The 17,102-nt window shown below is 62.6% G+C and carries 15 protein-coding genes and 1 pseudogene; 9 read left to right on the forward strand and 7 right to left on the reverse strand.

Features of this window, described 5'->3' with window-relative positions; genetic code table 11:
- Positions 1 to 10: 10 nt before the first annotated feature.
- Positions 11 to 760, reverse strand: a complete 750-nt coding sequence (locus tag GV819_RS24935; protein WP_161758709.1) for a methyltransferase domain-containing protein — start codon at positions 758 to 760, stop codon at positions 11 to 13.
- Positions 757 to 1,062: a MazG-like family protein gene (locus GV819_RS24940; protein ID WP_161758710.1), complete on the reverse strand. Its 306-nt coding sequence runs from the start codon at positions 1,060 to 1,062 to the stop codon at positions 757 to 759. Before GV819_RS24940 ends, GV819_RS24935 begins: the two co-directional genes overlap by 4 nt.
- 190 nt (positions 1,063 to 1,252) lie before the next feature.
- On the opposite strand from GV819_RS24940, the gene GV819_RS24945 reads away from it, so the two are divergent.
- From GV819_RS24945 to GV819_RS24955, 3 genes are all read left to right on the forward strand, one after another.
- A complete protein-coding gene (locus tag GV819_RS24945; RefSeq protein WP_161758711.1) occupies positions 1,253 to 1,546 on the forward strand; it encodes a hypothetical protein in 294 nt (97 codons plus the stop codon).
- 86 nt (positions 1,547 to 1,632) lie between these two features.
- On the forward strand, positions 1,633 to 2,979 hold the full coding sequence (locus GV819_RS24950) for an MATE family efflux transporter (RefSeq protein WP_161758712.1): 1,347 nt from the start codon (positions 1,633 to 1,635) through the stop codon (positions 2,977 to 2,979).
- A 243-nt stretch (positions 2,980 to 3,222) separates the two neighbouring features.
- Positions 3,223 to 4,032, forward strand: a complete 810-nt coding sequence (locus tag GV819_RS24955; RefSeq protein ID WP_161758713.1) for a DUF7822 domain-containing protein — start codon at positions 3,223 to 3,225, stop codon at positions 4,030 to 4,032.
- A 48-nt stretch (positions 4,033 to 4,080) separates the two neighbouring features.
- Here GV819_RS24955 and GV819_RS24960 read toward each other — a convergent pair whose 3' ends face one another.
- From GV819_RS24960 to GV819_RS24980, 5 genes are all read right to left on the reverse strand, one after another.
- Positions 4,081 to 4,956 carry an alpha/beta hydrolase gene (locus GV819_RS24960; protein ID WP_161758714.1) on the reverse strand — a complete coding sequence of 292 codons (876 nt, stop codon included), beginning with the start codon at positions 4,954 to 4,956 and terminating at the stop codon, positions 4,081 to 4,083.
- Positions 4,957 to 5,130: 174 nt separating this feature from the next.
- Positions 5,131 to 7,044 (reverse strand): arginine decarboxylase, encoded by a 1,914-nt coding sequence (gene speA / locus GV819_RS24965; protein ID WP_161758715.1) that lies wholly within the window; start codon positions 7,042 to 7,044, stop codon positions 5,131 to 5,133.
- A gap of 223 nt (positions 7,045 to 7,267) precedes the next feature.
- Positions 7,268 to 7,639 carry a translation initiation factor Sui1 gene (locus tag GV819_RS24970; RefSeq protein ID WP_161758716.1) on the reverse strand — a complete coding sequence of 124 codons (372 nt, stop codon included), beginning with the start codon at positions 7,637 to 7,639 and terminating at the stop codon, positions 7,268 to 7,270.
- A 199-nt stretch (positions 7,640 to 7,838) separates the two neighbouring features.
- On the reverse strand, positions 7,839 to 8,375 hold the full coding sequence (locus tag GV819_RS24975; protein WP_161758717.1) for an NUDIX hydrolase: 537 nt from the start codon (positions 8,373 to 8,375) through the stop codon (positions 7,839 to 7,841).
- A gap of 3 nt (positions 8,376 to 8,378) precedes the next feature.
- Positions 8,379 to 9,446: a DUF2333 family protein gene (locus GV819_RS24980; RefSeq protein ID WP_161758718.1), complete on the reverse strand. Its 1,068-nt coding sequence runs from the start codon at positions 9,444 to 9,446 to the stop codon at positions 8,379 to 8,381.
- A gap of 288 nt (positions 9,447 to 9,734) precedes the next feature.
- On the opposite strand from GV819_RS24980, the gene GV819_RS24985 reads away from it, so the two are divergent.
- The 6 genes and pseudogenes from GV819_RS24985 to prmA all read left to right on the forward strand — a co-directional run bounded on the left by GV819_RS24985 (position 9,735) and on the right by prmA (position 17,090).
- Entirely contained in the window at positions 9,735 to 11,405 is a 1,671-nt protein-coding gene (locus GV819_RS24985) for a response regulator (protein ID WP_161758719.1), read from the forward strand.
- A gap of 1,498 nt (positions 11,406 to 12,903) precedes the next feature.
- A pseudogene (locus GV819_RS33850) lies at positions 12,904 to 13,419 on the forward strand (methyl-accepting chemotaxis protein); the annotation flags it as partial.
- Between the two features lie 237 nt (positions 13,420 to 13,656).
- Complete coding sequence (gene aroQ / locus GV819_RS24995; protein ID WP_025130565.1) at positions 13,657 to 14,112, forward strand: type II 3-dehydroquinate dehydratase; 456 nt, start codon at positions 13,657 to 13,659, stop codon at positions 14,110 to 14,112.
- Between the two features lie 24 nt (positions 14,113 to 14,136).
- Positions 14,137 to 14,592 (forward strand): acetyl-CoA carboxylase biotin carboxyl carrier protein, encoded by a 456-nt coding sequence (gene accB / locus GV819_RS25000; protein WP_161758721.1) that lies wholly within the window; start codon positions 14,137 to 14,139, stop codon positions 14,590 to 14,592.
- Between the two features lie 17 nt (positions 14,593 to 14,609).
- On the forward strand, positions 14,610 to 15,965 hold the full coding sequence (accC, locus tag GV819_RS25005) for an acetyl-CoA carboxylase biotin carboxylase subunit (RefSeq protein WP_161758722.1): 1,356 nt from the start codon (positions 14,610 to 14,612) through the stop codon (positions 15,963 to 15,965).
- Positions 15,966 to 16,211: 246 nt separating this feature from the next.
- Complete coding sequence (gene prmA, locus GV819_RS25010) at positions 16,212 to 17,090, forward strand: 50S ribosomal protein L11 methyltransferase (protein WP_161758723.1); 879 nt, start codon at positions 16,212 to 16,214, stop codon at positions 17,088 to 17,090.
- Positions 17,091 to 17,102 lie beyond the last annotated feature (12 nt).

Here is a 17,102-nt window from a genome sequence, read left to right on the forward strand (position 1 = left end):
GCGCACTCCGTTAGACCGGCCGGCACAGCCAATGCAGATAACGCCCAAGCCCGGCAAAACTTGGGTGTCGTCGGTGAGCCAATTCCATCTCCAGCAGATCCGTCAGCTCGGCACGAGCCTGGAACTCCACCGGCATGTAATCGTGAAAAACCCGCACCCCGCTCTGGGTTTCGACTCGCCACAAGCCCTCAAGTTGCGCCGCCAGTTCACGAGGATCAAGCGGTTGTTGCGGAGTCAGGCTCTGCTTTTCGCCGGCCATGTCGTTCTTGCGCATCTTGCGGAAATGGCCCTTGAGCAGGTTGCGATAAATCAGCGCATCGCGGTTGTAGAACGCCAGGGACAGCCAGCCATCGGCGGCGGTCAACTGGTGCAACACCGGTAGGATCGCATGAGGCTCGGCCAGCCATTCCAGCACCGCGTGGCAGAGCACCAGGTCATAAGGCTGGGTCAGTTGCCCCAGCAGTTCTTGCCAGGGTGCCTGGATGAAGGTTGCCTGCTGCCCGGCCTCGACAAAGCGCTGGCGGGCGCCTTCGAGCATCGGCTGCGCCGGCTCGGCCAGCGTCACCTGATGCCCGTGCTGTGCCAGCCACAAGGACATGTGCCCAAGGCCAGCGCCAATGTCCAGCACCCGCAGCGGCCGCTCGGGCAGGCTTTCCTTGAGATCGGCCTGCAGCACCGCCAGACGGATCGCGCCCTTGGCCCCGCCATAGATCTTCTCGGCGAAACGGGTCGCCAACTGGTCGAAATGCCGATCACTCATGAGCAGAACCGCCGTTCACTGTCCGCCAGTTTGCTGCTCACCACCTGGTCCAGGTCCAACCCCAGCTCGCTGCACAGCAACAGCAAGTAGAGGACAATGTCGCCCACTTCTTGCCCGGCGTGGGCCAGCTTGTCCGCCGGCAATTGCCGGGACTGGTCCTCGGTCAGCCACTGGAAGATTTCCACCAGCTCCGCCATCTCGACGCTGGCGGCCATGGCCAGGTTCTTCGGGCTGTGAAATTGCCGCCAGTCGTTGCGATCGCGAATGGCGTGCAGGCGTTGGGTCAGTTGGTCTAGGTTCATCGGGGTCTCCTGAAGGCGTATAGCTTCCGGGGGATGGGCGTGGGACGCAAGAGCACTTTCACCAGCAAGCCGGCTCCTACAAGATATGCAGCCCCTGCCAGCTTCTATGCTTAACAGGGAACTCACCCCAGGCCTCCATGGCCCAAGGTTGAGCTCAGGCACCAAGCCCTTCTTTCATCAGGACGCACACATGCAGGTAGAAAGCTTCTTCGAATGGCTTGGCCAGGCCATAGGTTCGGTCATCCGGTTTATCGTCGACCTGCTCAGCGGGTTGTTCAATACCCTGACCCACGCCGGTGGCAACTTTGTCGACGGACTGTCCCGCGCCCTGGGCATGGACACCTCGATCATCAGCATCCTCACCTTGATCATCGGCCTGATGTGCCTCTACTCGGCGATCCGCGCCTTCATGCGCGCCTCGATCATCATCGGGATCATCTGGCTGGTGCTCGGCCTCTGGCTCCTGAGCTGGATCATCCACTAAGTTCATGCGGTTGCTGCGCCGGCCGCTTTAAACCTCGGCGCGTCCCGGCGCCGAGGCTACAATGCCGGCTCTCGCAAGGAGCCCGCATGTCCCCCCTGATCACCGATTGGCGTCATCGCCCCACCCATCGTCGCGTCTGGGCCCTGGCCGCGCCGATGATCCTGTCGAATATTTCCGTGCCCCTGGTGGCCCTGGTGGACAGCACGGTGATCGGTCACCTGCCCCATGCCCATCAGTTGGGCGCGGTGGCCGTCGGCGCCAGTCTCTACACCTTTCTGGCCTGGGCCATGGGTTTCTTGCGCATGGGCTCCACCGGGTTTGCTGCCCAGGCCGCCGGCCGTGGTGACGGCGCGGCCTTGCGGCAGATTCTGCTTCAAGGCTTGCTGCTGGCGCTGGGCCTGGCGCTGTTGCTGGGAGCCATAGGCGTGCCGCTGAGCGGCGCGGCCTTGCAGCTGATGCAACCCTCGGCGGAGCTGGATCAGATGACCCGGGCGTTTTTCCACACCCGCCTGCTGGGCCTGCCCGCTGCCCTGGCCAGTTTTGCCCTGGTGGGCTGGTTCCTTGGCACCCAGAACGCCCGGGCGCCGCTGACCATCCTGCTCAGCACCAATCTGGTGAACATCGCTCTGAACCTGTGGTTTGTCCTCGGGCTGGACTGGGGCGTGGTGGGTTCGGCCCGGGCCTCAGTGATCGCCGAATGGACCGGCGCGCTGATCGGCCTGGCCATGACCCGCCCGGCCCTGCGGGCCTACCCGGGGCAGATCGTCTGGGCGACGCTGCGCCGCTGGCAGAGCTGGCGCCCGCTACTGGCGGTGAACCGGGACATTTTCATCCGCAGCCTGGCCCTGCAATCGGTGTTTTTCCTGATCACCGTGCAAGGCGCACGACTCGGCGATGCCACGGTGGCGGCCAACGCCCTGCTGCTCAATGGCCTGCTGCTCACCGCCCACGCCCTGGACGGGCTGGCCCACGCGGTAGAGGCCCTGTGTGGCCACGCCATCGGCGCCCATGATCGCCCCGCCCTGCGCCGCTCACTGGTGGTGGCCGGCGGCTGGTCGCTGCTGGCCAGCCTGGGGTTTGCCGTGCTGTTCCTGCTGGGAGGCCACCTGTTCATCGAAATGCAGACCAACATTCCCGAGGTCCGCCAGACCGCCTTCACCTACCTGCCCTACCTCGCCGTGCTGCCCTTGATCGCGGTCTGGAGCTACCTGCTGGACGGTCTGTTCATCGGCGCCACCCGAGCTCGGGAAATGCGCAACGGCATGCTCCTCACCGTGCTCCTGCTGCTGCCCTTCGCCTGGGCACTGCAAGGCTTCGGCAACCACGGCCTGTGGCTGACCTTTCTGCTGTTCATGCTCCTGCGCAGCCTGACCCTGGCAGCCTTCGCCTGGCACCTGGAGCGACGCGACGGCTGGTTTGCCGGGACTCACTGAAGCCCCCCATAAGCCAATGAATCCTGGCCGAGCGACATGACAGGCCAGTCGAAATCTGTTCGCCGCCCCACTGCAGCGAAATCGACGAGGTTGCCTGTCACTGGCCTGGGTGTTGTACTCGCCCGCGCCTTGGCGGGAACTTGCCAATGGTTCTTTCGCAGAGCAGAACAACCGGTCAAACAGCTGTCGCCGCACTCAACTTCATACTGAAATCTCGCAGCTGCCTTCGAGGTAATCCTGACTATGGCCAACCGCTCCTATCTCTACAGCCTGAGCAATCGACCCACGACCTATGAGGACCGTCCCGAGAGCATTTGCGGACTGTCTGAATGGCCGTACTACGTCCCCTTCATCTACCGTCTGCTGTTGTCTGGCGACCCGCAGCTGTGTGCCTCGCTGATAGCGGACGGATTCGAGGAAGACGAGCCTGAACACAAGAGCAGAGTCTATGCGATCAGCAGCCCCTTCGATCCCGGCTTTGAACGAGTGCGGCGCTTCGCGGACATTATCCGGACGGCTGTATCCCTGCCCCCCTCAATCGAACCCCAGGCTAGCGCCGTGCAACACAAGGGCACCTTCCTGGGACGCCTAAAACAGCTCTTCTCAGCAAAGCAGGAGACAGCCCCAGCGGCGTCGCCGGCACAGACTGCGACAGTAGCCGAACTTCTCGCCGCCCTGGACGAAAGCATCGCCTTCCTCGAAGCACATCGTGACCGTTATCTGCTGCTGGAAACGATCGAACTCGACTCCATGCTCGTCTCCGGGGAAGCGGCACTGAAAGACTCCGTGGAGCAGGAAATCGCCAGATGCCGCTACATCGGCAGGACCGTCGATGCCCTGCCCAGCGACCTCGTGCAAGCAGGGCAAGTGCTCAGAAGAGCGGCCACGCAAAAATCGGCGCCGCCCTTGGACGCCCTCTTCGGACTCCACCTGGACGACGACTACGACAGCACCTACAACGACGCGACCCAATACCCGCTGGGCCTGGAATGGAGCGAAGACCTGTACTTCGAGCTGTTGAACCTGAGCGAATTCCAGGCACAGGATGCCTAGGCGTGGTAACCGACAGCCGCAACGCGGTGCACACGGGTGTTCCCCGGCTCACTGATTCGGCGTCGACTCGACAAAGCCGCTGACCCGATCCAGTACCGGAGCCAGGCCGCGCAAGGGCCGGGACAAGGCCGCCACCAGAGTGGCGTGGCCAGTGCGGGAGAAGTAGAACTCCTGCACCGGCACTCCCGCCGCTCGCAGCTTACAGGCCAGACCGCCGGTATTGCGCTGCGGGTTGACCAGGGAGTCTTCGCTGGACGCGATCAACAGTGCCGGTGGCGCGCCCCGGCTGACATGGTTGATGGGCTGCGAGTCCGGCGGCGAGTCGGGGTAGAAAAACACCGGGCGCACCTCGGGGTTGCGGATCGGCAGAAAGTCATAGGGCCCGGCAAGGCCGATCCAGCCCTTGATGATCTGCGGCGTCAGCCCGACTTGCCCCAGCAAGCGCGAGTCCAGGGCGAGCATGGCCACGTTGTAGGCGCCGGAACTGTGCCCCATCAGATACAGCCGCCGCGGGTCGGCGCCAAATTCGCCGATATGCTCATGGGTCCAGGCCACGGCGCGGGCCGCGTCTTCGAGAAAGGCCGGGTAGCGCACCTGCGGATACAGCCGGTAGTCCGCCAGGACCGCCACCATGCCCCGAGAGGCCAGGGCCTCGCCGACAAAGTCGTAGTCGCTGCGCGAGCCGCTGTTCCAACTGCCGCCATAAAAGAACACCACCACCGGCGCACCGGGAACCGCCTGCCGGGGCTGATAGACATCCAGCTTCTGCCGGGGATCGCTGCCGTAGGCAATGTCCCGAGTCTTGATAAAGGTACTGCCGGGTGTCAGGGAATTGAGCACCTTGAGCGGCGAACAGGCCGCCAGCAGGCTGAGCACCAGGGTGCTGAACAACAGACGCCAGGCGCCCTTGGATGTATTGAGCATCAGCAAGCCTCGTTGCGCCCACCATGGACGCCTCTTCGCAGGCTAGCTGCAAATGGGACGGAGCCCCATCTTCTGTGGCAAACCTGGAAGCCGCGCAAAAAAAAACGCGCCCTCCATCGGAGGGCGCGGCTTTGTGCGGGGGCGGGACGGGCATCACCGGGGATGCCCGGCCCCTCAGGACGACAGGTAGGACGAGCGGGTCAGGCCCAGACGCAAGGCGTCGAGGAACTGGGTACGCTCGGCGGTAGTGATCTTGGCACTGGCCACCTTGTCGCGGTAATGAGTCATCAACTCCTCCGGCGACAAGTGCACGTAGCGCAGCATGTCTTCGATGGTGTCGTGGGTCTCGATCCCGGCGTGGTACACGCTGCCGTTGGCGCGCTGGTAGATGTTCACCGAATCGGTGTCACCAAACAGGTTGTGCATATCACCGAGGATTTCCTGGTAGGCGCCCACCAGGAAGATCCCCAGCAGGTAGTCCTCGCCTTCGTTGAGGCCATGTACTGGCAGGCTGGTCTCGATGCTCTGCTCGTCGACGTACTGCTTGATCTTGCCATCGGAGTCGCAGGTCAGGTCTTGCAGCACGGCGCGGCGCAGCGGCTCTTCGTCGAGGCGGTGCAACGGCAGGATCGGCAGAACCTGGCCGATGGCCCAAGTATCCGGCAGGCTCTGGAACACCGAGAAGTTGCAGATGTACTTGTCCGCCAGCTTGTCATTGAGTTCGTCCAGCACCTGGCGGTGGGAACGCTGACGGGCCTTCAGCGAGTTGTGCAGGCGGCGGCAGACTGCGAAGTAGCATTGCTCGGCCAGGGCTTTCTCGGCCAGGGTCAGCTTGCCATCGGCGTACTGCGAGGCCACGTCGCTCATGTAGTGAGTGGCGCGCCAGTAGGTTTCGGTGACCATCTCGATGTCGGTCGGACCCAGCAGGTCCACCAGCCATTGCACGGTTTCCGGCAATTCGGTCTTGTTCTCGATCTGTGGCACGTCGTCGTTGTGCTTCTCGACGTCGGTCACCTGGACCACCAGCATGGCGTGGTGGGCGGTCAGGGAGCGGCCGCTCTCGGAGAAGATATGCGGGTGCGGCAGGCTCTGCGCGTCGCAGAATTCCTTGAGCATGCCCACCACCACACCGGCGTAGTCATCCATGTCGTAGTTGATCGAGCTGGCGTTGCGCGAGTGGGTACCGTCGTAGTCCACGCCAAGGCCGCCACCGACGTCGATGTGATCCACCGGCAGGCCAAGGTTGCGCAGCTCGCCGTAGTAACGGATTGCTTCCTTGAAGCCATGCTGGTAGTCCGCCAGGTTGGCGATCTGCGAACCCATGTGGAAGTGCAGCAGGCGGATGCCCTGGTCCAGGCCGGCAGCGCGGAAGCGCTCCACCACCGACAGCAACTGCGCCGCCGACAAGCCGAACTTGGATTTTTCACCACCCGTATCGGCCCACTTGCTTGAGGCCAGGGACGACAGGCGCACCCGCAGGCCGACCTGTGGCTTGACCTTGAGCGCCGCGGCCTCTTCGATCACCAGGCCCACCTCGGACTCTTTCTCGATGACGATGAACACGTTGTGGCCGAGCTTCTGGCCCATCAGCGCCAGACGAATGAACTCGCGATCCTTGTAGCCGTTGCAGACGATGGTGCCGCCCTTGGGCGCCAGGGCCAGGACCGCCAGCAGTTCCGGCTTGGAGCCGGCTTCCAGGCCGATGGAAACGTTCTGGGTGGCAATGATGTTCTCGATCACCGCTTCCTGCTGGTTGACCTTGATCGGGTACAGCGCGGTGTACTTGCTCTGGTATTCCAGGCGCTCGATGTTGGCGTCGAAGGCGCCGGTCAGCTGGCGCACGCGGTCCTGGAGAATGTCCGGGAAACGCACCAGCAATGGCAGGGACAAGCCGCTCTTGCGCAGCTCCTCGACTTGTTCGAACAGATCGATGGGCAAGCTGCTCGGGCCGTTCGGACGAACTTCGACGCGACCGGCGTCATTGATCGCGAAATACCCGGCCCCCCAATGGCGAATCCCGTAAACACTGCGGCTGTCCGCAACTGTCCATTGGCTGCCATCGTCTTTACGTGTGCGTCGTACGGACATCGAAGTCCCCTATAAAGAAGTCATAGAGCGCCGCCCCCAATCCAGGGCTGGCGCAGTCTAAAGAATGAAAATGACGATTAGCCTGCAAGCGCAATAGACCGCGCTCGCAGGGCTGAGTTTAGAAACCGTTCATGAACAGGCTCTGTGAAAACCATGCAGACGACACTGGAGTCCTGAGTTCATCAAGACCGCATCCAGTCAGAGGTGGTTTTCACAGAGGCTGCTAGCCGCCGGACTTCTTCGCCTTGAAACCGTGCTTGATCAGTTCCGCCAAGAGTAGCTCGACGTGGTCGCCCTGGATTTCAATGACGCCGTCCTTCAAGGCGCCACCAGTGCCACAACGTTTTTTCAACGTCGTGGCCAAGTCCTTGAGAGCGTCTTCGGCCAGGGGCACGCCGGTGACGGTGGTCACCGTCTTGCCGCCACGGCCCTTGCTTTCGCGACGCACGCGAGCAATGCCGTCGCCGGCTGGAATCACGGTTTGTTTGCAGATGCAGGCGGTCACCGGCTGGCTACAGTCCGGGCAATGTCGACCTGCGTCGGTGGAAAACACCAGGCCACCAAGGGCGGCGAAGGATGCGGCTTTTTTGGCCACCGGCAATCCTCTTGGGAGGACAAAGACTGGTCGAAGCATATGGCGCTGCCATCGACCGCGAAGCCCCACTCAGGCAGGGGCAGCGCTACTGAACCGGCGGTGCTTATAAAAAGCAGTGCCAGCTCAGCTTGAAAAGTCGCGCAGTGTAACGGCAAAAAGCCGACTTGCTAAGAGCCAATCGGCGTCAATTTATGCAACTTTAACGACGTCGAGCCAGATAGCGTTGCAAGGCGGCCAGGGAGTCCGGGCAATAGGGCTTTTCGTGGATTTCCCGCAGCACCTGATCCAGCGGAATAAAGTGCGCTTCAAGGACCTCTTCCGGCTGCAGGCGCAGCGGACCGTCCCACACTGCAGAGAACGCCGAGCACCAGAGGCGGTTGCCGGTGTCCTCGAAGAAGAAGTGATCATGGGCGGTTAATTCGACCCCGCTCACTCCCAGCTCTTCTTCCAGTTCCCGGGCGGCCGACTCAGCGTAGCTCTCGGTGGCCTGGACCATGCCGCCAGCGGCAACATCCCAGTAGCCCGGGTAGATGGCCTTGCTCAGCGTACGCCGGTGCACGCAGAGCTCACCGGCGGAATTGAACAACATGATGTAGGTGCCACGGCCAATCAGGCCGCGCTCGCGCAGCTCCGAGCGGACCATGGCACCCAGCAACTGGTCTTCGCCATCGACCCAGGCAATCTGTTCAGCGTCGGAGGCGGCGCGATGAGCCGCCTCATTGGTGGTTGCGACCATGGATCAGCCTTGATTGAGCAGTTGACGCAAGTCGATGACCGCCGCGTTGGCCCGGGAGATGTAGTTGGCCATGACCAGCGAGTGGTTGGCCAGGATGCCGAAACCGCTGCCATTGAGGATCATCGGGCTCCAGACCGGCTCCTGGGACGCCTCCAGCTCACGGATGATCTGCCGCACGCTGACCGTGGCGTTTTTCTTCGCCAGTACGTCGGCGAAGTCCACTTCAATCGCTCGCAGCAGATGCGACAGCGCCCAGGCCTGGCCACGGGCTTCGTAGAACACGTTATCGATCTGCAACCACGGGGTTTCCTCGAGTTCCTCATCCATCTGCGGGGCCTGCCCCGGGGCGAGCACTTCGGTTTTCAGCGCCGTATTGAGCTTGACCCGGCCGACACTGGCCGACAAGCGCTGGGACAGCGAGCCCAGGCGCGTGCCCACATCACCCAGCCAGTTATTGAGGTTGTCGGCACGGGCATAGAATTGCGCGGTCTTCTGATTAGGATCGGACAGGCGTGCCTGATAGCGGCTCAGGGAGTTGATGCCTTCCTGATACTCCGACTCACTGGACGGCAGTATCCAGCTCTTGTTGTCGAAGTTGAAACGCGGCTCGGCCTTGGCCAGATCGGCGTCTTCGGCGGACTGCGATTGGGACCGTGCGAAGTCCTTGCGCAGGGCGCGGGTCAAGTCGCGGACCTGGACCAGCACGCCGTATTCCCAGCTTGGCATGTTGTCCAGCCACAGGCCCGGCGGGAAGCGGTCGTTGGAGATATAGCCCCCCGGCTTATCGAGCAGGGTACTGGCCACAGTCTTGAGGGTTTCCACGGTGGTGTAGCCCACCACCATCTGCCGCCCTTCTTTCTCGGCGGCAATCTGCGCGTTTTGCTGGACCGGGAACAGCGCCGGCTCCTGACTCCAGTACCAACCCAAGGCGCCGGTAACCAATAGGTACAGGCCCAACAAGGTGAGCAGGGCGCGACTGAACAGCAGGCCACCGAAATAGCTGCGTGTCGCCGACTTGGGTTCGGCAGCACGCTCCGGCGCGCTGCCTGCGCGATTCTTCCAATCCAGCATGGCTATGTCCTTTCAATCACTTGGGTTCATCGGTTCGACCACAACCCTACTCCATCGTGCATTGCCTTGACGGGATAAATCTCCCGGCAAATGCGCACCGCGCAATGATTGCGAATCAGGTCGACACTATAGATGAAGCACAGTCCAGAGCCTATGCGACCAGAGGGTCAGAAACTGAATTACGGCGCTTTGCACATTATTGACGTACGACACTCATGGGACGCGAAAGTGGTGCTAGCATAGAGCCACCAGTCGATCTCAGCATGCACCCTCACTAGTAGTCAGGATATGACCGAGCCAGAAGACCCCAGCCGTGAGCGCCTCAAGCACCACTTTGCCCAGCGGGTAATTCATCAGGCACGTCAGATTCTTGAGATATGGCAGCGTCTGCAGCGCAGCGAATGGTCAACCACCGACATGTCGGAACTGTGCGAAGCCAATCTACGCCTGCTGCGTTTCGCCGAACGTTTCGAACAACCTGAACACACTCAGCTGGCCCATAGCATCAGCCAATCGCTGGAAGCTGTGGACGCCAATCGCGGTCGCCTGAGCAGCACCCTGATCACCGATCTCAATCGCCTGATGCAGCGCCTGTCACGCACCGGCCTGCGCCATGGCGACCAGCTGGAACAAACCTTCCTGCCGCCGCTGCGCAAGCCGATCTACATCATGCTGCAGGATCACGAGCGGGCCGAGCGCCTGGCCAAGCAACTGGAATTCTTCGGCCTCAGCGCCCAGTCCCTGGACAGCATCGCAGCCTTCCGTTCGTCCATGGCCGAACGGTTGCCGGCGGCGATTGTCATCGACGTTGATTTCTCCGGCCCCGGCATGGGCCTGACCCTGGCGGACGAAGCCCAGGTTGGCCTCGAGCAAAAGTTGCCGCTGTTGTTTTTCAGCCTGCATGAAACCGATACCCCGACCCGCCTGGCCGCAGTGCGCGCCGGCGGCCAGGAGTTCCTGACCGGCACCCTGGAAGCTTCCAGCCTGTTGGAAAAAATCGAGGTGCTGACCTGCGTCGCCCAGTACGAACCCTATAAAGTGTTGATCATCGACGACTCCCGCGCCCAGGCCCTGCACACCGAGCGCCTGCTCAACAGTGCCGGGATCGTCACCCGCACCCTGATCGAGCCGATCCAGGCCATGGCCGAGCTGGCGGACTTCCAGCCGGACTTGATCATCCTCGACATGTACATGCCGGCCTGCACCGGCACCGAGCTGGCCAAGGTGATCCGCCACAATGACCGCTATGTCAGCGTGCCAATCATCTATCTGTCCGCCGAGGACGACCTGGACAAGCAGCTGGATGCCATGAGCGAAGGCGGCGACGATTTCCTCACCAAGCCGATCAAGCCTCGACACCTGATCACCACCGTGCGCAACCGCGCAGCCCGGGCGCGCAACCTCAAGGCGCGAATGGTCCGCGACAGCCTCACGGGCCTGTACAACCACACCCATATCCTGCAACTGCTGGAAGACTGCAGCTTCCGCTCGCGCCGCGAAGACAAGCCGCTGAGCTTTGCCATGCTCGATATCGACCACTTCAAGCGGGTCAATGACAGCCACGGCCATCCCATGGGCGACCGGGTGATCAAGAGCCTCGCGCTGTTTCTCAAGCAGCGCCTGCGCAAGACCGACTTCATTGGCCGCTACGGCGGTGAAGAATTTGCCATCGTCATGCCCGACACTGACCAGGACGCCGCGTGCAAGGTGCTGGACGAGATCCGCCAGCGCTTTGCCGAGATCCACTACCCGGCCCAACCCCACGACCTGTGGTGCACCTTCAGCGCCGGGGTGGTCGAGATGGAGCAAGACTCCGACAGCTTGATGATGGCCAGCCAGGCGGACGAGGCGCTGTACCGCGCCAAGCATGGCGGACGCAACCGGGTGCAGGCCGCGCGACAATCAAGTCAAAGTGCCACTTTTTCATCGGACTCCACTGATTCGGTCATAACCCTGTAATACAAACGCAATAAATTCAGGCGCTTACCATTTTTCCGTTGGTAGAGCCCCGATGCGCCTGAAGCTGCTGACCAATCTCAATACCCTGCTGTTAGTTGCCGTTTGCCTGGCCCTGGGGGCGACGCTCTGGTGGTCGCAACGGGCCCTGGAGCGCCCCTATCTGCTGATGGAGCGCTACCTGGGGCTATCCCAGCAGTTTCAGAACCAAGTGGCGCGCAATATCGAGGACTACCTGGCCAGCGGCGACGCCCTGCGCCTGAGCAGTGCCGCACAGGCCATCGAAACCCTGCAAGGCGAACTCAGCGAACTGCCGCCGCAACTGGCGCAAAGCCTACGCCCGAGCCTGGCCAGCCTCGACGACTTCAGCAAGACCGACCTGCTGGCAGCAGGCAAACTGGCGGGCGACCCCCAGGCCCTGCTATTGCAGGCCGAACGTGAACTGGGTGCCAACCTCGAACAGCTCAGCCAATACACCAATGGAGCCAAGACTGCTGGCGCCGCGGCCTACCTGCCGCTGCTGCTGAACGCTGCGCAACACCTGGGCAAACTGTCCCTGGCCCGAGACAAGCTGGTGAGCAGCGGTCGCAGCGAGCTGGCTGCCGACGTCGAGCGCGAGGTGAACAACATTCGCGGCCAGGCCGAGCTGATCGAAGCCCTGCCTTTATTAGGCGTGGCCACCAGCAGCGAGTCCGGCACCGACGACTTCGCGGCCTTGATGGGTCTGGAAAACACCCAGAAGGCGGCGACTGAAGACGCGGGTGTCGGCCTCAAGCGTGAACTCCACGGCCTGCTCAACCGCTACCCCACGGAACTCGAGCGTACCCGTGAGCAGATCCAGAAACGTGCCGACCTGAGCGCCGCGACGCTGCTGAAGATCACTGCCGTGCGCCAGGCGATCGCCGAACTGGAACCTGCGGTGCGCGCCCAGCACGGGCAGATCCAGGGCGAAGTGCGGCTGATGCAAGGGCTGATGATCGGCCTGATCCTGCTGATCGCCCTGGTCATCGACACCTTGCAGCGCAAGCTGGCCCGGGTCCTGAGCAACCTCGCCCCGGCACTCTCGACCTGGGCCGAAGGCGACTTCAGCCGCCCGATCCAACTGGGCAAGACCAACCACGAACTGCACGCTATCGAAGAGTCGCTGAACCGCCTGCGGGCCTACCTGGTGGACCTGGTGGGCACCATTCGCCAGAACGCCGAGCAAGTGGCCGGCAGCAGCCGTGCCCTGGCCGACCTCAGCAGCGGCCTGCACAGCGGTGCCGAGCGCCAGGCCGGCGACACCGCCCAGATCCGCGATGCCCTGGGGGAGCTGGAGGCCACCATCCAGCAGGTTGCCGGTGATGCCAGCCAGGCTGCCGATGCCAGCCGCAGCGCCGGGCTGGCCGTGCAACAGGGACAGAAAGTCATCGGCCTGAGCCTCACCGGCCTGCACGCCCTGGTGGGTGAAGTGCAGGGCAACGCGCAGATGATCGAGCACCTGGCACAAGAGTCCGCCACCATTGGCGGGGTGCTGACGGTGATTCGCTCCATCGCCGACCAGACCAACCTGCTGGCTCTCAATGCTGCCATCGAAGCCGCACGCGCCGGGGAGATGGGCCGCGGCTTCGCGGTGGTCGCCGAAGAGGTGCGCTCCCTGGCCCAGCGCACTGCCGGCGCCACGGCACAGATCCAGACCCTGATCGCCGGCCTGCAAAGCGCCGCGCAGCAATCGGTGGAAGGCATGCGCGCCCAGGTCGAACACGCCGAAGCCACTGCCAGCCAGGCCCAGGCTGCCGACGGTGCCCTGGACGAAATCGTCGGGGCGATCCAGACCATTGCCGACACTGCGGTACGAATTGCTGATGTCACCGCCCAGCAGAGCGGCGCAGTCAGCGAGATCCGTGATCACAGCGAACGCATTCATCAACTGGGTGGCGACAACCTGCTGCGCATCGGCGAAGGCCGAAGCCAGGGCGAGAACCTGCTGGACCTGGGGGGCCAGTTGCACACGGCGGTTCAGGCCTTCCGCGTCTGAATCAGGCCCCTCGCCAGCCTTGAGCACTCTCCTAGAGCGGATCATCGGTGAAACGGGCGCCAGGGATCCCCTCCAGGCCACCTTGCTGGCAAGTGACCGGATTTAATCGCTTGGTCACATATTTTGCGCAAACATCGGTCATCGTGCTGGCTATTGCCGAGAACTGGACAGTCATAAAGTCTTTCCGGCATAGTCGCCGGGTTCTGACAACAGCACCTCGATAACAAGGAACAACCGATGGCCACCCTACTGGTTCTTCACGGCCCCAACCTGAACCTGCTTGGCACCCGTGAACCGGGGGTCTACGGCGCAACCACCCTGGCCCAGATCAACCAGGACCTGGAGCAGCGGGCCCGTGATGCCGGGCACCATCTGCAGTACCTGCAGAGCAATGCCGAGTACGAATTGATCGAGCGCATTCATGCCGCACGGGATGAAGGCGTGGACTTCATTTTGATCAATCCAGCAGCTTTTACGCATACAAGCGTCGCTTTACGTGACGCGTTGCTGGCGGTGAGCATCCCATTCATCGAAGTGCATTTGTCTAACGTGCACAAACGCGAACCTTTCCGCCATCACTCCTACTTCTCCGACGTTGCGGTGGGAGTGATCTGCGGCCTTGGCGCCAGCGGTTACCGACTGGCCCTGGAGGCCGCCCTAGAGCAGCTTGAACAACAAGCTAAACGCCCCTGACCGACCCTTGGGAGTTGATGATTCATGGATATCCGTAAAGTTAAGAAACTGATCGAACTGCTGGAAGAGTCCGGCATCGATGAGCTGGAGATCAAGGAAGGCGAAGAGTCCGTACGCATCAGCCGTCACAGCAAGACTCCAGCCCAGCAGTACTACGCTCCTGCGCCAATGGCCGCACCTGTCGCGGCACCTGCTGCTGCCGCTCCGGCCGCTGCTCCTGCTGCCCCGGCGGCACCCGTGCTGAACGGCACCGTTGCTCGCTCGCCGATGGTCGGCACCTTCTACCGCAAATCTTCGCCTAGCTCGCCAGCCTTCGTTGAAGTCGGCCAAAGCGTGAAGAAGGGCGACACCCTGTGCATCGTCGAAGCGATGAAGATGATGAACCACATCGAAGCTGAAACCAGCGGTGTGATCGAGTCCATCCTTGTCGAAGACGGCCAGCCGGTTGAGTACGACCAACCGCTGTTCACCATCGTTTGAACCGCGGAGAGCCAACGATGTCTGCGAAGTTGGAAAAAGTTCTGATCGCCAACCGCGGTGAAATCGCCCTGCGGATCCTGCGCGCCTGCAAAGAAATGGGCATCAAGACCGTCGCCGTCTACTCCAAGGCCGACAAGGAACTGATGCACCTGGGCCTGGCAGACGAATCCGTCTGCATCGGACCTGCGCAAGCCGCACAGTCCTACCTGCACATCCCGGCCATCATCGCGGCAGCAGAGGTCACCGGCGCCACGGCAATTCACCCTGGCTACGGCTTCCTCGCGGAAAACGCTGACTTCGCCGAACAGGTGGAAAACTCCGGCTTTGCCTTCATCGGCCCGAAAGCTGACACCATCCGCCTGATGGGCGACAAGGTTTCGGCCAAGCACGCCATGATCGCTGCCGGCGTACCCACGGTTCCAGGTTCTGACGGCCCGCTGCCGGAAGACGAAGAAACCGCGTTGCGCATCGGCCGTGAAGTCGGCTACCCAGTGATCATCAAGGCTGCTGGCGGCGGCGGTGGTCGCGGCATGCGCGTAGTGCATAAAGAAGAAGACCTGATCGCCTCGGCCAAACTGACCCGCTCAGAAGCTGGCGCGGCGTTCGGCAACCCGATGGTCTACCTGGAGAAGTTCCTGACCAACCCACGCCACGTGGAAGTTCAGGTGCTGTCCGACGGCCAGGGCAATGCCATCCACCTGGGCGACCGCGACTGCTCGCTGCAGCGTCGTCACCAGAAGGTCCTCGAAGAAGCACCGGCACCGGGCATCGACGAAACCGCACGCCAGGAAGTCTTCGCCCGCTGCGTCAAGGCGTGCATCGACATCGGCTACCGTGGCGCCGGCACCTTCGAGTTCCTCTACGAGAACGGCAGCTTCTACTTCATCGAGATGAACACTCGTGTCCAGGTAGAGCACCCGGTTTCGGAGATGGTCACCGGTATCGACATCGTCAAGGAGATGCTCAGCATCGCCGCCGGCAACAAGCTGTCGTTCACCCAGGATGACGTGGTCATCCGCGGTCACGCGCTGGAATGCCGGATCAACGCCGAAGACCCGAAAACCTTCATGCCAAGCCCAGGCACGGTCAAGCACTTCCATGCCCCGGGCGGCAACGGCGTGCGCGTCGACTCGCACCTGTACAGCGGTTACGCGGTTCCACCGAACTACGATTCGTTGATCGGCAAGCTGATCACCTACGGGGCAACCCGTGACGAAGCCATGGCGCGCATGCGCAATGCGCTGGACGAAATCGTCGTCGACGGGATCAAGACCAACATCCCGCTGCACCGCGACCTGACCCGTGACGAAGGCTTCTGCAAAGGGGGAGTGAACATTCACTACCTCGAGCACAAGCTGGCCGAGCAACACTGATCGGCACTCGCCACACCGCCAAGGCCGCTTCCGAGCGGCCTTGGCGTATCTGCTTATCTCCCAGCGCCCTGTAGGAGCGAGCTGGCTCGCGAACCGCGCAGCGGCCATTGCGTACATTCCCTGATCAGCCGCTATCGCAAGCAAGAACCAGGCATCCCCCTCGCTCCCACGGGTCGTCTCGCGTAAACTTGCGCGCTTCTCGCGGCCCGCTAGGCTGCACATCACATATTTTCAAAGGTGCCCGCCATGCCTTGGCTGCAAGTCCGTCTCGCCATCAGCCCAGAACAAGCCGAAACCTACGAAGACGCTTTTCTTGAAGTCGGTGCCGTCTCGGTGACCTTCATGGACGCCGAGGATCAGCCGATCTTCGAACCCGAACTCAATACCACGCCGCTGTGGTCCCACACCCACCTGCTGGCGCTGTTCGAAGGCGGCACCGAAGCCGCTAGCGTGCTCGCCCATCTGGAACTGCTGACCGGCAGCCCGCTGCCCGAGCATCACAGCGAAGTCATCGAAGACCAGGATTGGGAACGTAGCTGGATGGACAACTTCCAGCCGATGCGTTTTGGCCAGCGCCTGTGGATTGTCCCAAGCTGGCACGCCGCCCCAGAGCCAGACGCGGTCAACCTGCTGCTGGACCCGGGCCTGGCCTTCGGCACCGGCACCCATCCGACCACCGCCCTGTGCCTGCAATGGCTGGACGGCCAGGACCTGAAAGGTTGCGACGTACTGGACTTCGGCTGCGGCTCCGGCATCCTCGCCATCGCCGCCCTGTTGCTGGGCGCCAAGCAAGCCGTGGGCACCGACATTGATGTACAAGCCCTGGAAGCCTCCCGAGACAACGCCGGGCGCAACAACATCGCCGAGGCCTTGTTCCCGCTGTACCTGCCCGAACAACTGCCGCAAGTACAAGCCGATGTGCTGGTGGCCAACATCCTCGCCGGCCCCCTGGTCTCCCTGGCTCCGCAACTGTCGAGCCTGGTGAAGCCCGGTGGACGCCTGGCGCTCTCGGGGATCCTCGCCGAACAAGGCGAAGAGGTCGCCGCCGCCTATGCCCAGGACTTCGATCTGGACCCGATCGCCAACCTCGATGGCTGGGTGCGCATCACCGGCCGTCGGCGCTAGAATGGCCGCCTG

Origin of the sequence: Pseudomonas sp. Fl5BN2, assembly GCF_009908205.1 — a bacterium.
Taxonomy (GTDB): domain Bacteria; phylum Pseudomonadota; class Gammaproteobacteria; order Pseudomonadales; family Pseudomonadaceae; genus Aquipseudomonas.

Bases quoted from the DNA above. Each gene is read 5' to 3' on its own strand.
- GV819_RS24935 (WP_161758709.1), bottom strand. From the start codon at position 760: ATGAGTGATCGGCATTTCGACCAGTTGGCGACCCGTTTCGCCGAGAAG.
- GV819_RS24940 (WP_161758710.1), bottom strand. From the start codon at position 1,062: ATGAACCTAGACCAACTGACCCAACGCCTGCACGCCATTCGCGATCGC.
- GV819_RS24945 (WP_161758711.1), top strand. From the start codon at position 1,253: ATGCAGGTAGAAAGCTTCTTCGAATGGCTTGGCCAGGCCATAGGTTCG.
- GV819_RS24950 (WP_161758712.1), top strand. From the start codon at position 1,633: ATGTCCCCCCTGATCACCGATTGGCGTCATCGCCCCACCCATCGTCGC.
- GV819_RS24955 (WP_161758713.1), top strand. From the start codon at position 3,223: ATGGCCAACCGCTCCTATCTCTACAGCCTGAGCAATCGACCCACGACC.
- GV819_RS24960 (WP_161758714.1), bottom strand. From the start codon at position 4,956: ATGCTCAATACATCCAAGGGCGCCTGGCGTCTGTTGTTCAGCACCCTG.
- speA (WP_161758715.1), bottom strand. From the start codon at position 7,044: ATGTCCGTACGACGCACACGTAAAGACGATGGCAGCCAATGGACAGTT.
- GV819_RS24975 (WP_161758717.1), bottom strand. From the start codon at position 8,375: ATGGTCGCAACCACCAATGAGGCGGCTCATCGCGCCGCCTCCGACGCT.
- GV819_RS24980 (WP_161758718.1), bottom strand. From the start codon at position 9,446: ATGCTGGATTGGAAGAATCGCGCAGGCAGCGCGCCGGAGCGTGCTGCC.
- GV819_RS24985 (WP_161758719.1), top strand. From the start codon at position 9,735: ATGACCGAGCCAGAAGACCCCAGCCGTGAGCGCCTCAAGCACCACTTT.
- aroQ (WP_025130565.1), top strand. From the start codon at position 13,657: ATGGCCACCCTACTGGTTCTTCACGGCCCCAACCTGAACCTGCTTGGC.
- accB (WP_161758721.1), top strand. From the start codon at position 14,137: ATGGATATCCGTAAAGTTAAGAAACTGATCGAACTGCTGGAAGAGTCC.
- accC (WP_161758722.1), top strand. From the start codon at position 14,610: ATGTCTGCGAAGTTGGAAAAAGTTCTGATCGCCAACCGCGGTGAAATC.
- prmA (WP_161758723.1), top strand. From the start codon at position 16,212: ATGCCTTGGCTGCAAGTCCGTCTCGCCATCAGCCCAGAACAAGCCGAA.